The sequence below is a fragment of the Amycolatopsis suaedae genome, assembly GCF_004214935.1.
GTDB lineage: Bacteria > Actinomycetota > Actinomycetes > Mycobacteriales > Pseudonocardiaceae > Amycolatopsis > Amycolatopsis suaedae.
In genome coordinates, this window is record NZ_SFCC01000001.1 from 560,368 (window position 1) to 574,273 (window position 13,906).

General features: G+C 71.5%; 10 protein-coding genes. 5 read left to right on the plus strand and 5 right to left on the minus strand.

Annotated elements, in window-relative coordinates; genetic code table 11:
• Positions 1-32 precede the first annotated feature (32 nt).
• Genes EWH70_RS02615 through EWH70_RS02630 form a run of 4 tightly spaced genes read left to right on the plus strand, consistent with a single transcriptional unit; the run spans position 33 to position 4,684 of the window.
• Complete coding sequence (locus tag EWH70_RS02615; protein ID WP_130473547.1) at positions 33-1,079, plus strand: LLM class F420-dependent oxidoreductase; 1,047 nt, start codon at positions 33-35, stop codon at positions 1,077-1,079.
• 1 nt (position 1,080) lies between these two features.
• Complete coding sequence (locus EWH70_RS02620; RefSeq protein ID WP_130473548.1) at positions 1,081-1,917, plus strand: undecaprenyl-diphosphate phosphatase; 837 nt, start codon at positions 1,081-1,083, stop codon at positions 1,915-1,917.
• A gap of 20 nt (positions 1,918-1,937) precedes the next feature.
• On the plus strand, positions 1,938-2,642 hold the full coding sequence (locus EWH70_RS02625) for a histidine phosphatase family protein (RefSeq protein ID WP_130473549.1): 705 nt from the start codon (positions 1,938-1,940) through the stop codon (positions 2,640-2,642).
• 2 nt (positions 2,643-2,644) lie between these two features.
• On the plus strand, positions 2,645-4,684 hold the full coding sequence (locus tag EWH70_RS02630) for a M3 family metallopeptidase (RefSeq protein ID WP_130473711.1): 2,040 nt from the start codon (positions 2,645-2,647) through the stop codon (positions 4,682-4,684).
• A gap of 84 nt (positions 4,685-4,768) precedes the next feature.
• Here the strand turns inward: EWH70_RS02630 and EWH70_RS02635 are convergent, their stop codons facing one another.
• Together EWH70_RS02635 and EWH70_RS02640 are read right to left on the minus strand one after the other, a co-directional pair.
• Positions 4,769-5,347 (minus strand): TetR/AcrR family transcriptional regulator, encoded by a 579-nt coding sequence (locus EWH70_RS02635; RefSeq protein ID WP_130473550.1) that lies wholly within the window; start codon positions 5,345-5,347, stop codon positions 4,769-4,771.
• Between the two features lie 23 nt (positions 5,348-5,370).
• Positions 5,371-6,195, minus strand: coding sequence for an arylamine N-acetyltransferase family protein (locus tag EWH70_RS02640; RefSeq protein ID WP_130473551.1), 825 nt, complete (start codon positions 6,193-6,195; stop codon positions 5,371-5,373).
• Between the two features lie 198 nt (positions 6,196-6,393).
• Here EWH70_RS02640 and srmL point away from each other — a divergent pair, with 198 nt between their 5' ends.
• Positions 6,394-7,494: a PheS-related mystery ligase SrmL gene (gene srmL, locus EWH70_RS02645; RefSeq protein WP_130473552.1), complete on the plus strand. Its 1,101-nt coding sequence runs from the start codon at positions 6,394-6,396 to the stop codon at positions 7,492-7,494.
• 55 nt (positions 7,495-7,549) lie between these two features.
• On the opposite strand, the gene EWH70_RS02650 is transcribed toward srmL, so the two are convergent.
• The 3 genes from EWH70_RS02650 to EWH70_RS02660 form a co-directional block, all read right to left on the minus strand.
• Positions 7,550-8,539 (minus strand): malate dehydrogenase, encoded by a 990-nt coding sequence (locus EWH70_RS02650; protein WP_130473553.1) that lies wholly within the window; start codon positions 8,537-8,539, stop codon positions 7,550-7,552.
• A gap of 80 nt (positions 8,540-8,619) precedes the next feature.
• Positions 8,620-10,650 carry an FUSC family protein gene (locus EWH70_RS02655; protein WP_240686753.1) on the minus strand — a complete coding sequence of 677 codons (2,031 nt, stop codon included), beginning with the start codon at positions 10,648-10,650 and terminating at the stop codon, positions 8,620-8,622.
• Positions 10,647-13,904, minus strand: a complete 3,258-nt coding sequence (locus EWH70_RS02660; protein ID WP_130473554.1) for a GH92 family glycosyl hydrolase — start codon at positions 13,902-13,904, stop codon at positions 10,647-10,649. The genes EWH70_RS02655 and EWH70_RS02660 overlap by 4 nt, the downstream gene beginning before the upstream one ends.
• Positions 13,905-13,906 lie beyond the last annotated feature (2 nt).

Genomic DNA, 13,906 nt, shown 5'->3' on the forward strand with positions numbered 1-13,906 from the left:
CTCGATCATGCCCCCCGTTAGGGTCGGCGCCCGTGCGCTTGGGACTGAACCTCGGATACTGGGGAGCCGGAAACGATCCGGCCCATCTGGCGTTGGCCAGGGAAGCCGACTCGCTGGGCTTCTCGGTGGTGTGGGCTGCCGAGGCGTACGGATCGGACGCCCCGACCGTGCTGGCCTGGCTGGCCGCGCACACCTCGCGGATCGACGTCGGCAGCGCCGTCCTGCAGATCCCGGCACGCACACCGGCCGCCACCGCGATGACCGCCGCGACGCTGGACTCGCTGTCCGGCGGGCGGTTCCGGCTGGGCCTGGGCCTGTCCGGGCCGCAGGTGTCCGAGGGCTGGCACGGCGTGCGTTTCGGCGACCCGCTGGGCCGCACCCGGGAGTACGTCGACGTGGTCCGCATGGCGCTCAGCCGCAAGAAGCTCGCCTACCAGGGCGATCACTTCCAGCTGCCGCTCCCGGACGGACCAGGTAAGTCCCTGGCGCTCACCGTGCATCCGGTGCGCGAGCGGATCCCGCTCTACCTGGCCGCCATCGGGCCCCGCAACCTGGAGCTGACCGGCGAGATCGCCGACGGCTGGCTGCCGGTGTTCTTCTCCGCCGAGCACAGCGGGGCGCTGCTCGACCACGTCCGGGCCGGTGCCGCGAAGGCAGGCCGCGATCTGGCCGGTTTCGACGTCGCCCCGGTCGTGCCGCTGGTGGTCGGTGACGACTGGACCGCCTGCGCCGACGCCGTCCGCGGCTACGCGGCGCTGTACCTGGGCGGCATGGGCAGCCGCGAGCAGAACTTCTACAACCGGCTGGCCTGCCGGATGGGCTTCGAGGAGGCCGCCGCCGAGGTCCAGGAGCTGTACCTGGCCAAGCAGTACCGGGCGGCGCAGGCCACGGTGCCGGTGGAGTTCCTGGACGCCACGTCGCTGCTCGGCCCGAAGGAACGCATCGCCGAACGGCTCGCCGCGCTCGCCGAGGCGGGCGTGACCACCGTGAACATCGCCACGCAGGGCCGCGACGCCGACGCGACCGTCGCCGCGTTGCGGACCGTGACCGACGCTCTCGACCTGGCAGGGGTGGCCTGACATGGGATGGTTCGAAGCACTCGTCCTGGGCCTGGTCCAGGGGCTGACCGAGTTCCTGCCGATCTCCTCCAGCGCCCACCTGCGGGTCACCGCTGCGCTGGCCGGCTGGGACGACCCGGGTGCCGCGTTCACCGCGGTCACCCAGATCGGCACCGAGTTCGCGATCATCATCTTCTTCGCCCGCAAGATCGGCCGCATCCTGTCGGCCTGGTGGTTCTCCCTGTACAAGCGGGAGTGGCGCAGTCACCCGGACGCCCGGATGGGCTGGCTGATCATCGTCGGCTCGCTGCCGATCGGGGTCCTCGGCCTGCTGTTGCAGGACCAGATCGACCACAGCTTCAGGGATCTGCGGATCACCGCGACGATGCTGATCGTCTTCGGCATCATCCTCTGGCTGGCCGACCACTACGGCCGCAAGGAGCGCACCCTCGACCACCTCACGGTCTGGCACGGTCTGGGCTTCGGGTTCGCGCAGGCACTGGCGCTGATCCCGGGCGTGTCGCGGTCCGGCGGCACCACCAGCGCCGGCCGGCTGATGGGGTACAAGCGGCCGGACGCCGCGGAGTACTCGTTCCTGCTCGCGCTGCCCGCGGTGTTCGCGTCCGGCCTGTTCAAGCTGAAGGACGTCGGCGGCGAGGGCGGTGTGGCCTGGGGGCCGACCATCCTGGCGACCCTGGTCGCGTTCGGCGTCGGCTACGTCGTGGTCGCCTGGCTGATGAGCTACATCAAGAAGCGCAGCTTCCTGCCGTTCGTGATCTACCGGATCGCGCTGGGCGTGGTGCTGTTCATCCTGGTGGCCACGAACGTGATCGCCCCCAACGAGGGCCCGGTCGGCTGATCCACCGTTAGGGTGGCGGGGTGGGAACCGTCATCCTGGTGCGGCACGGCCGCTCGTCCGCGAACGGGTCGGGCGTGCTCGCCGGCCGCATGCCCAAGGTGGGGCTGGACGACACCGGTCGTGCCCAGGCCCAGGCGCTGGTCGACCGGCTGGCCGGCGTCCCGCTGGCGGCCGTCGTCTGCTCGCCGCTGCTGCGGTGCAGGCAGACCGTCGCTCCGCTGCTGGCCGCGCGCGGGCTGGACCGCGTCAACGAGCCCCGGCTGTCCGAAGTGGACTATGGCGACTGGACCGGCAGGAAGCTGTCCTCGCTGGCGAAGGAACCGTTGTGGCGGGTGGTGCAGGCACACCCCTCGGCCGCCGTGTTCCCCGGCGGGGAAGGGCTGGCCGACGTCCAGGCCAGGGCGGTCGCCGCGGTGCGTGCCCACGACGCGCGGATCCGCGCCGAGCACGGCGAGCACGCGGTCTGGCTGCTGTGCAGCCACGGCGACGTGATCAAGGCGCTGCTCGCCGACGCGCTGGGCCAGCACCTGGACGGCTTCCAGCGGATCGTCGTCGATCCGGCGTCGGTGTCCGTGGTGACCTACACCGACCTGCGGCCGTTCGTGGTACGGATGAACGACCACAGCGCCGACCTGGCCGCACTCGCACCGGCCAAACCCAAGCGCCGTAAGCGAAAGACGTCCTCCGACGCCGACGTCGGGGGTAGCACAGGGGAGAGCAAGTGACCATCTCTGCCGACAACCCGCTGGCCGCGCGCAGTGAGCTGCCGTACGGCCTGCCGCCGTTCGACAGGATCACCGACGAGCACTTCCCGCCCGCGTTCGCGGCCGGGATCGCCGAGCAGGAGCGTGAGGTCGCCGAGATCGCGGGCAACCCGGAGCCGCCGACGTTCGACAACACGATCGCGGCGCTGGAGCGTTCCGGTGAGCTGCTCGGGCGGGTGTCGTCGGTGTTCTTCAACCTGACCTCGTCGGACACCAACCCGCGGCTGCAGGCCATCCAGGCCGACATCGCGCCGAAGCTGGCGGCGCACAGCGACGCCATCCACCTCGACCCCCGGCTCTACCGGCGCATCGCCGAGCTGTACGGCCGGCGCGACGAGCTGGACCTCGATCCCGAGTCGGCCTGGCTGCTGGAGCGCTACCACGTCGAGTTCGAGCGGGCGGGCGCCGGGCTGGACGCGGCGGCGCAGGCCCGGCTGCGGGAGATCAACGAGGAGCTGTCCAAGCTGAGCACGGCGTTCCAGGAGAACGTGCTGGGCGAGCTGAACGACCTGTCGGTCGTCGTGTCCGACCGTGCGGAGCTGGCCGGGCTGTCCGACGACACGATCGCCGCGGCGGCCGAGGGCAGGGGAGACGACGGCGGTTACCTGCTGAAGCTCGTGCTGCCGACGGTGCAGCCGGCGTTGTCGTCACTGCGGGACCGCGGCGTGCGGGAGCGCCTGCACACGGCGTCGACGAGGCGGGGGAGCAGGGGCAACGAACACGACAACTCGGACCTGATCCTGCGGATCACCCGGCTGCGTGCCGAGCGGGCGGCGCTGCTGGGCTACCCCGACCACGCCTCCTACGTGATCGCCGACGAGACCGCGCGCACGGCGGAGGCCGCACGGAGCCTGCTGGACCGGCTCGCGCCGGCGGCGGTGGCCAACGCGGTGGCCGAGGCACAGGAACTGCAGCAGGAGATCGACGCCACCGGCGACGTCCTGGCGCTGGAGGCCTGGGACTGGCCGTACTACGCCGAGCGCGTCCGCAAGGCACGCTTCGACCTGGACGAGGCGGAGCTGCGCCCGTACTTCGAGCTGGAGCGGGTGCTGCGCGACGGCGTGTTCTACGCCGCCGAGCGGTTGTACGGCGTCACGTTCACCGAGCGGGACGACCTGCCGGTGTACCACCCCGACGTGCGGGTCTTCGAGGTGTTCGACGCCGACGGCACCGGGCTGGGGCTGTTCCTCGCCGACTTCTACACGCGTGACTCCAAGCGCGGTGGCGCCTGGATGAACAACTTCGTCGACCAGTCGGGACTGCTGGGCTTCCGGCCGGTGGTGGTGAACAACCTGAACATCGTGCGGCCGCCGGCCGGTGAGCCGACGCTGCTGACGCTGGACGAGGTCACCACGGCGTTCCACGAGTTCGGGCACGCGTTGCACGGGCTGTTCTCCGACGTCCGGTACCCGAAGTTCTCCGGCGCGAACGTGCCGAGGGACTTCGTGGAGTTTCCCTCGCAGGTCAACGAGATGTGGATGCTGTGGCCGGAGGTGCTGGCCAACTACGCCAAGCACCACCGCACGGGCGAGCCGCTGCCGCAGCGGCTGGTCGACCGGCTCATCGAGTCCCAGCAGTTCGGGCAGGGCTACGCCACGACGGAGTACCTGGCCGCCGCGCTGCTGGACCAGGCCTGGCACAGCATCGGTGCGCAGGACGAGGTCACCGACGTCGCCGCGTTCGAGGCGGCGGCCCTGGAGAAGGCGGGGGTGGCGCTGCCAGCCGTTCCGCCGCGCTACCGCAGCACCTACTTCGCACACATCTTCAGCGGCGGCTACAGCGCCGGGTACTACTCCTACATCTGGAGCGAGGTGCTGGACGCGGACACCGTGGAGTGGTTCCGCGAGAACGGGGGACTGACCAGAGCGAACGGGGACCGGTTCCGCCGGGAACTGCTCGCCAGGGGAGGCGGGGTGGACTCGATGGTCGCCTACCGGACGTTCCGCGGCCGCGACCCGGAGATCGAGCCGTTGCTCAAGCGCCGGGGTCTCGACAAGGCCTGACATCCAGGTGTATAACGCCCTATATGGCGGGGCTTATCGCGAAAAATCGCGAGCCCGTAGCCGTCGGGCGTCACCCCCAAAGAATCATCGAGGCAGGACCTGGTCCACGTGATAGGCGAGGATCTCGGCGGCCGAGTCCGCCGAGCGATGCCCGATCAGGACGCTGGTGCCGAGGCCGTGGCTGAGCGCGAGTAGCCGCGCGGCCTCGGTGTCCGGATCACGGCCGTCGGCCAGCCGGGCGCCGCGCAGGAGTTCGGCGAGCTGCGCTTCGAGGCGCTTCGGGCCGTCCACGAACGGCTGCCGGGCCAGGTCCGCGTCGGTCATCGCCAGTACGGCGTAGGACGTCCACATCAGGTGGAACGCGCGGCTGCGCTCGTCGGTGGGCAGCGCCTCGGCCAGGAGTTCCTCGACGGCCCGCCGGGGCGTCGGCTGGTCTAGCCGCTCGGCCCAGCGGGCCATGCTCTGTTCTTCCAGGCGCAGCAAAGCGGTGTGCAGCAGGCCGGCTTTCGTCTCGAAGTAGTACTGCACCAGGCGCAGCGAGACGCCTGCCTCGGCGGCGACCGAGCGCATGGTCACCTCGTGCAGGCCGACCCTGCCGGCGAGCCGGACCAGGGCGTCGATGATGTGGGCGCGGCGTTCGGCGTGGTCGACGGTCTTCGGCACCCGGTTATGGTACCGCCGTATTACTAACTGAGCCGGGTCAGCAACGCGGCCAGCTCCGCGGGTTCCAGCTCCACGTCGAGCTGCCGCAGGGTGCGGTCGATGTCCTCCACCGGCACCGGGGTGCGCTCCACGCGCCCGTCCGCGTACTCCACCGTCAGCTCGCCGCCCACGAGTCGTTTGCTGACACCGGGTTCCAGGCGCATCACCACGAGCTGACCGGTGAACGGCGAGCGCGGATGGGTGGAGACGTAGTGGTGGGCGACCTCGTAGTCGGCGGGGCGCTGCGGGGCCTCGTCGTGCTCGTGCAGCACCTCCCAGTCCCCGTCGGCGGTGCGCTTCGACAGCGTCCACAGTGGACCGACCCGGTCCAGGCGGTGCTCCCAGCCCGCCTGGTCGACGACGGCGCCGTCGCGCAGCGGCATCGGGTACATCATGCCCGCGCCGAAGCCGATGTCGACGAGGTGGGGCTCGCCCCCGGCGTGGGCGACGAGCAGCATGTGGGTGTGCAGTCCGGACCCGCCGGGCTGCACCCGTGCCATGCGGCGTTCGACGGTGTAGCCGAGCCGTTCCAGGACGGCGGCGAACAGCAGCGCGTGTTCGTAGCAGTAGCCGCCACGGCGACGGCCGACCAGCTTCGCGGTGATGGCGGCGAGGCTGATGCCCGGGTGGCCGATCAGCACGTCGACGTTCTCGAACGGGATCGCCCGGATGTGGGCCGCCATCATCGAGCGCAGGGCGGCGGGGGAGGGCGGCAGCCGCAGGTGGTCGATGCGGTCGAGGTAGGCGTCGACGTCGACGGCTTCGATGCCCCATTCCCGGGTGGCGGTGTCCGGTGTCGTCGTGGTCATGGCTTCAGCCTGCTACCTCGACCACGGTCGAGGTCAAGGAAAACCGCTGGGGCGCGGGCGGTGCCGGCGCTACCGTTGCCGGTATGGCCGTGACGGTGGGGTGTCGCCGATTTCCCGGCCCCCTGGCCCGACGGCGCTGACCGGGAGGCCAGGGGGCGACTTCGCCGACCCGTCACCCGCTCCCGTCAGGAGTCAGCCATGCCCATTTCCGCCGAGCAGCTCGCTCGCGACCTCGTCGTCCGTGACCTGACCGATCCCGCCGCCGGCCCGCACGCCGTCCAGCTGGTTCTCGATCGTGCCGTCGGCGCGCTCGCGGACCGGTGGGGCTGTGAGGTCCGGTGGTGGCGCGGTGACCGGGTGGTCACCGTCGCCGACAACTACGACAACCTTGGTTACCACCCGGACGACGTCACCAGGGACGCCCGCTACACCCGGTACGTCGACGACCGCCGGATGCTGCGTAGTCACTCCACCGCGTCGGTTCCGTCCGCGTTGCGGGCGCTGGCCGCCGATCCGGTGGACGACGTGCTGCTGGTCTGTCCCGGCGTGGTGTATCGCAGGGACGTCATCGACCGGCTGCATTCGGGCACGCCACACCAGGTGGACCTGTGGCGGATCACCCGCCATGGGACGGCCGACCTGGACGGGATGATCGAGGCGTTGCTGGGCGGGCTGCTGCCGGGCTGGGAGTACCGGACCGAGCCGCGCGTGCACCCGTACACGGTCGCCGGGCGTCAGGTGGACGTGCTGCGTGCGGGCGAGTGGGTGGAGGTCGCGGAGTGCGGGCTGGCGGGCCCCCCGGTGCTGGCCCGTGCCGGGCTGGCCGGGTGGAGCGGGCTGGCGCTGGGGATGGGACTGGACCGGATGTTGATGCTGATCAAGGGCATCACCGACATCCGCGTGCTGCGGTCGGCCGAGCCCGCCGTCGTGGCGCAGCTGGCGGATCTGGCGCCCTACCGGCCGGTGTCGGCGATGCCGGCGATCCGGCGGGATCTGTCCGTCGCCGTGGACGGGGACGTCGTGGCCGAGGAGCTGGGCGACCGGGTGCGGGAGGCGCTGGGGGAGGACGCGGACTGCGTCGAGACGGTGGAGATGCTGGCGTCGACGCCGTGCGCGGAGCTGCCGCCGCGGGCGCTGGAGCGGCTGGGTGCGCGGGTGGACCAGCGCAACGTCCTGCTCACCGTGGTGCTGCGGCGCCTGGACCGGACGCTGACCGACGCCGAGGCGAACCGTCTGCGCGACCGCGTCTACGCGGCACTCCACCAGGGCACGGTGCACCAGTGGGCGGCACGCACGTAAAGGCCACCTTCATTACGTCTCACGTACTGAAGGTGGCCTTCACGTGCTCTGCGACTCAGATGAGGCCGAGCTTGCGGACCGCGTCGCGCTCGTCGGCCAGCTCCTGCACCGAGGCGTCGATGCGGGTGCGGGAGAACTCGTTGATCTCCAGGCCCTGGACGATCTCGTACTTGCCGTCCTTGGCGGTGACCGGGAAGGACGAGATGAGGCCCTCCGGGACGCCGTAGGAGCCGTCGGACACGACCGCGGCCGAGGTCCAGTCGCCCTCCGGGGTGCCGTTGACCCAGGTGTAGACGTGGTCGATGGCGGCGCTGGCGGCGGAGGCGGCCGAGGAGGCGCCGCGGGCCTCGATGATGGCGGCGCCGCGCTTGGCGACGGTCGGGATGAACTCGTCGGCCAGCCACTTCTCGTCGCCGACGGCCTCGGCGGCGTTGCGCCCGCCGACCTCGGCGTGGAAGACGTTCGGGTACTGGGTGGCGGAGTGGTTGCCCCAGATGGCGAGCTTGCGGATGTCGCTCACCGACACGCCGAGCTTCTTCGACAGCTGCGCGAGGGCGCGGTTGTGGTCGAGCCTGGTCATGGCGGTGAACCGCTCCGCGGGCACGTCGGGGGCGTGCTGCTGGGCGATCAGGGCGTTGGTGTTGGCCGGGTTACCGACCACCAGGACCTTGACGTCGTCGGCGGCGCCGGCGTTGATGGCCTCGCCCTGCGGCTTGAAGATGCCGCCGTTGGCCTCCAGGAGGTCACCGCGCTCCATGCCCTTGGTGCGGGGGCGGGCGCCGACCAGCAGGGCGACGTTGGTGCCCTCGAAGGCCTGCTTCGGGTCGTCGAAGATGTCGGTGCCGGCGAGCAGCGGGAACGCGCCGTCCTCCAGTTCGAGGGCGGTGCCCTCGGCGGCCTTGACAGCCTGCGGGATCTCCAGCAGCCGCAGCTTCACCGGGGTGTCCTGGCCGAGCAGCTGGCCGGAGGCGATCCGGAACAGCAGCGCGTACCCGATCTGGCCGGCCGCGCCGGTGACGGTGACGTTGACGGGTGCTTGGGTCATTGCGTTCTCTCCTGCAGACGACTGTGGCTGTGTGCCCGCGAGCCTATCCGGCCCGGCGCGGTTCGTTGCGGTGTGTCACCTCACGTCCGGCCGAACGCCCTGCCGAGACCCGCCAACTCGGCGTCGAGCTGGTCGAGGCTGGACAACAGGGAGCGGCGGACCGGGTCGCTGGTCTTCTCAGCGGGTGGACCGGTGGACTCGGGCCGGTCGGCCGGGACGCCGGTGGGGTGGGTCGAGCGGACCTCGGTGAGCAGGTCGTCGATGGAGCCGCGGAGCCGGTCCATGGTGGCGGTGAACGCGTCATCCCCGGCGAACAGCCCGGGCTGGGCCCTGGCCGCGACGTGCCGGGCACGGAAGCCGATGGCCTCACAGGTGCCCAGGACGTGCCAGCCGTGGTCGCGACGCGCGGAGCTGACGTTGGTGGGGTGGGTGAGCGGTTCGATGGTGGTCCGCACCTTGTCGACGTCGCGGTCGAGGTTGCGGGACAGCTCGACGATGTCGACGTTCTCGGTGCCGGTGAGCAGGCCGCGGGCGCGGTCGGTGAACTCGCGCAGGTCCTCCAGCAGTGTGTTGACGTCCTCGCGCAGCGCGGCCTGCGTGCGGATGGGCAGGACCAGCAGGGCGGCGATCATGCCGGCCGCGGCGCCGACGGCGGTCTCGGCCAGCCGGATCCAGAGGACCTCGAGGCTGAACGTGCCGAGCAGGCTGTAGAGCAGGCCGAGCATGGAGGTGATGAAGAACGCCATCACGACCTGGGACACGCGGGCGGTGTAGACCATGCCGAACACGCACAGCAGGAGCAGCACCAGGGTGGCCGGCGTGTTGCCCGCGACCAGCAGCGCGGCGAGGACACCGCCGAACAGGCCGACCAGGGTGCCGGCGAGCCTGCGCATGCCTTTGACGACGGTGGCACCCGCGGATGCGGTGCCGAGGAAGACGACGAACACGGTCAGCACGGCCCAGTACCAGCGCTGGGAGGACACCAGCTCGCCGCCGATGACGGCGAGACCGCCGCCGACGACGGCCTGGATCGCGGAGCGGGTGGTGTTGTCGAACCACGGCTTGGGCTCCGGCTCGGGCTTGTCGGTCTCCTCGGGTTCGCCGGTGTGCTCGGCGACGCGCTGGGCGTTGACGTCGGCGAGCGCGAGCTGGGCGATGGCGCGGCGGAGCTGGTCTCCGGGCTGGGTGTCGCCGCCGAGCTTGCTGCCGCGGACCAGCATCTCGCTGAACTCGCCGGTCTCGCTGATCACCGGCAGTTCGCGGGGGTCGCGTTCGATGAGGGCGCCCAGGCGTCGCAGCCAGCCGATCAGGTCGGCCAGGTTCTCGGCGTCGAGGTCGGCGACGCAGGTGCGGCGGACGGTGATGGTGAACCACTCGACGGCCAGTTCGACCTCGATGGCGCGGCGGCGCAGGGTGTCGGCCGCCGCCTCGTCGATGACGTCCGGGGCGGTGTCCTCGATCATCAGCACGCATTCGTGCATGCGGTTGGCGGCGCGGCGGAGCTGCCGGTTGGCGCGGTCGCTGCCCGCGGACTCCAGGTAGCCCTGCGCGGCGCGGACGACGGCGGCCAGCCGGGCGCGGAAGGCGCGGCGTACCCGCAGCAGTTCGGCGGCGGGGCGCCGGGGCAGCACGGCGAACCGGATCAGGGCGTTGGCCGCGACGCCGACGGCGAGTGCCACCAGCAGGGTGGGCACCTGCGTCAGGTGGGTCTGCAGGAACATGGCGAAGAAGAACAGGAAGAACGTGGCCGACCCGAGCGCTATCCCCCTGCTGCCCCAGCGCTGGGCGAACACGGCGACGAAGATCAGCAGGACGAACACGATGCTGTCCAGCGGCGGTACCGCGGAGCCGAGGCTGGCGACGGTGAGCGCGAGGCCGCCCGCGACGAACACCAGCACCAGCGTGACGGCCTGCGCGCCGGGGGTGGGGTCGTTGACGGTGAACGCGGACAGCATCGCGGCGATGGCGCCGACCATCAGCACGGTCAGCGGCAGGCCGAACGGGGCCAGTGCGGCCACGGCGACGACGATGCCGAGCAGGGCGGTGGCGCCGAGGCGGAGCCGGATCAGGCCGGGGTCGGAGGCCACCAGCCGGTCCCGTAGTGCGGTCACGAGGCGCCGTCCTGGCGGGCCAGCAGCTCCCACTGGGCCAGGCTGATGGCGTTGCGGGTGCCGCCGGTGATCCGCAGCCGGTAGTGCCGGTGCGCGGCGGGTTCGGGCAGCAGGAACGGGCGGGTCTGGCGTCGCCACGGGAACGTCTGCCCGGTGCGTTCGTCGAGCGGCTGCCAGGAGGTGCCGTCGTCGGAGCCCTCGATCACCCAGGACACCGGGTCACCGGGGCCGAGGCCGGAGGTGAGCGTGTACATCTCGACCGGGCGGACCGGACCGTCCACTGTGAACTCGACGATCGGTGTCGGCGAGCGGAAGTTGACCTGGGTTCTGGTGGTGTCGTCGAAGAGGTGGGCCGGGTCGTTGTCCTGGCTGCGGCCGTGGCCGGTCAGGTCGGTCAGCGGCTGGGGCAGCTGGCCGTGGGCGGTGAGCGACGGCGGCAGGTCGGCCTCGTCGGTGCCCCAGTCGGAGGGTTCGGTGCCGAGTTCGAAGTCGAGGACGGCGCCCGCGGCGAGGACGTCGTGGCCGATGGTCGTGCCGGTGTGCGGGGTGCCGTTGACCCGCAGGCCGTGCACGTAGGGCTTGGCCGCGGCGCTGGGTGCGTTGATCACCAGCTGCTTGTCGCCGGGCAGCCGGATGGTGACGCGGGGGAACAGCGGGGCGCCGAGGACGTAGTGCGGGCTGCCGACGGCCAGCGGGTAGAGGCCGATGGCGGCGAAGAGCCACCAGGCCGACATCTCGCCGTTGTCCTCGTCGCCGGGGTAGCCCTGGCCGAGTTCGCTGCCCAGGTAGAGCCGGGTCAGCACCTCGCGGACGATGCGCTGGGCCTTGGCGGGCGCGCCGGCGTGCAGGTACATCCACGGGATGTGGTGTGAGGGCTGGTTGGAGTGGCCGTACTGGCCCATCCGCACGTCGCGGGCCTCGGTCATCTCGTGGATGATCCCGCTGTAGGACCCGCGGTGCGCGCCGGTCTCCGGGGTGTCGAAGAACGTGTCCAGCGCGGTCGCCAGGTGTTTGCGGCCGCCGTGCAGTGCGGCCAGCCCGGCACCGTCGTGGGGTGCGGAGAAGGCGGTGTTCCAGCCGTTGGTCTCGGTGTAGTCGCCGCCCCAGGCGGTGGGGTCGTAGTGGCCGGGCTCGGCGCGCCAGGTGCCGTCGGGGTTGCGGCCGACGAAGAAGCCGCTGCGCCGGTCGAAGTGGTGGACGTAGTGCAGGGCGCGGTTGTGGAAGTAGCGGGCGTGGGCGGTGTACTCGCCGTGCATGGGGTCGCCGGAGTCGGTCTCGTCGCGCAGGGCTTCGGCCAGATTGGCCATGCCGAAGTCGTTGACGCAGCCCTCCAGGCCCCAGGACAGGCCCTCGCCGGTGGCGGTGGAGGTGTAGCCGCGGAAGATCGCGGTGTCCAGGCCCTTGCGGCCGACGGCTTTGTGTGGCGGTGTCACGGTGGCGTTGCGCAGGGCGGCCTGGTAGGCGGTGGCGACGTCGAAGCCGCGGACGCCGCGCAGGTAGGCGTCGGCGAAGGCGACGTCGGAGCTGGTGCCGGTCATCAGGTCGGCGTAGCCGGGGGAGGACCAGCGGGAGATCCAGCCGCCGTCGCGGTACTGCTGGACGAAGCCTTCGATCAGCCTGCCCGCGGTGTCCGGGGTGAGCAGGGCGTAGGCGGGCCAGGTGGTGCGGTAGGTGTCCCAGAAGCCGTTGTTCACCGTCATCGGCCCGTCGGCGACCTTGGCGCCGGTGCGGCGGCGGGTGGACGGGCGGCGGGTGGGGATGACGGGGCTGGCGTGACGCACGGTGGTGCCGACGGTCTCGTGGGCGGAGTTGGGGTAGAGGAACAGCCGGTACAGGTTGGAGTACAGGGTGGTGAGCTGGTCGTCGGTGCCGCCGTCGACGTCGACGGTGCCGAGTACGTCCTGCCAGGCCTGGCGGGCGCGGTCGCGGACCTCGTCGAATCCGGTGCCGTCCGGGATTTCCTGTTCGAGGTTGTCCTGGGCCTGGCGCAGGCTGATCAGCGAGGTGGCGATGCGCAGGGTGAGGGTGCGTTCGGTGCTGGTGTCGAACGTGAGGTGGCCGGTGACGGTGCGCCAGGGCGGGGTGCGCAGCCGGGCGGCGGAGGTCGCGGCGCGGTCGAAGCGGCCGTAGACGTACATCCGACGCGCGCCGGCGGACAGCCTGCTTCGCACCCAGGTGTGGCCGGTGACCAGGCCGGACGCGTCGCAGCGCAGGCCGCCGCGGTTGCGGGCGTTGTCGAACAGGACCCAGCCGCGGTCGGTGTCCTCGGGGAAGGTGAACCGGAAGACGGCGGCGTGGTCGGCAGGGGCGACCTCGGCGACGAGGCCGTTGTCGAAGCGGACCCGGTAGTGGTGTGGCCGGTCGGTCTCGGCGTCGTGGCCGAACGGCAGGGCGCGGGCGGCGCGGTCGGCGACCACCGGGCCGGTGCCGGGCATGAGCTGGAAGGTGTGCCGGTCGCCCATCCACGGGCTGGGCTGGTGGCTGACGGCGAACGCCTGCAGCGCCGGGCGGTTCGCGGCGTTGTTGTGCTGGTGGTAGGAGTACAGCCAGTTGGTGGCCGAGGCGTCGGTGACCGGGGTCCAGAAGTTGAACCCGTGGGGTACGGCGGTGGCGGGGAAGGTGTTGCCGCGGGAGAACCGGCCGCTGGAGTGGGTGCCGCGGGTGGTCCTGACCCGGTCGACCGCGTCGGCGGGTCCGGCCGGGGTGCGGGGTCCGATGCGGACGTCGTCGAGCCAGCCGGTGGCCTCGCCGTCGCCCTCGGGCAGGTCGGTGGTCAGCAGGATCGCCGTCACCCGGCGGCCGGCGGCGATGCCGAGGTGGCAGCGCACGAGGTTCCACTGGTCGAGGTAGAGGCGTTTCGACTCGCCCTGTCCCGCTGCGGTCAGTGGGAAGCCGTACTGGTCGGTGACGTCGAGGTCGGAGAGCCTCCCGCCGTCGGCGAATTCCAGGTCGACGGCGACGTGGGTGCTGCGCCAGGTGGGTCCGTCGTCGGAGGCCGGCAGGACCACATAGGACAGTTCACTGTGCTCGGTGAGGGTGAGGTCCACCTGGAACAGGCCGGTGCGGGCGGGGCCGGTGACCTCGGTGCCGTAGTGCAGGGCGCGCAGGCCGGTGAAGCCGGCGCGGGCCTTGGCCGCGGGTGCGTTGACGGGGCCGCTGCCGAGGTGGACGCGCAGTCTGTCGCCGGTGCCCGGTTGCGGGTCGCCTTCCTCGAAGGAGGAGAAGAACTCGGTCGGCACAGGCTCGGCGGACATGG

Bases quoted from the DNA above. Each gene is read 5' to 3' on its own strand.
- EWH70_RS02640 (WP_130473551.1), bottom strand. From the start codon at position 6,195: ATGACCACGACGACACCGGACACCGCCACCCGGGAATGGGGCATCGAA.
- srmL (WP_130473552.1), top strand. From the start codon at position 6,394: ATGCCCATTTCCGCCGAGCAGCTCGCTCGCGACCTCGTCGTCCGTGAC.
- EWH70_RS02650 (WP_130473553.1), bottom strand. From the start codon at position 8,539: ATGACCCAAGCACCCGTCAACGTCACCGTCACCGGCGCGGCCGGCCAG.
- EWH70_RS02620 (WP_130473548.1), top strand. From the start codon at position 1,081: ATGGGATGGTTCGAAGCACTCGTCCTGGGCCTGGTCCAGGGGCTGACC.
- EWH70_RS02660 (WP_130473554.1), bottom strand. From the start codon at position 13,904: ATGTCCGCCGAGCCTGTGCCGACCGAGTTCTTCTCCTCCTTCGAGGAA.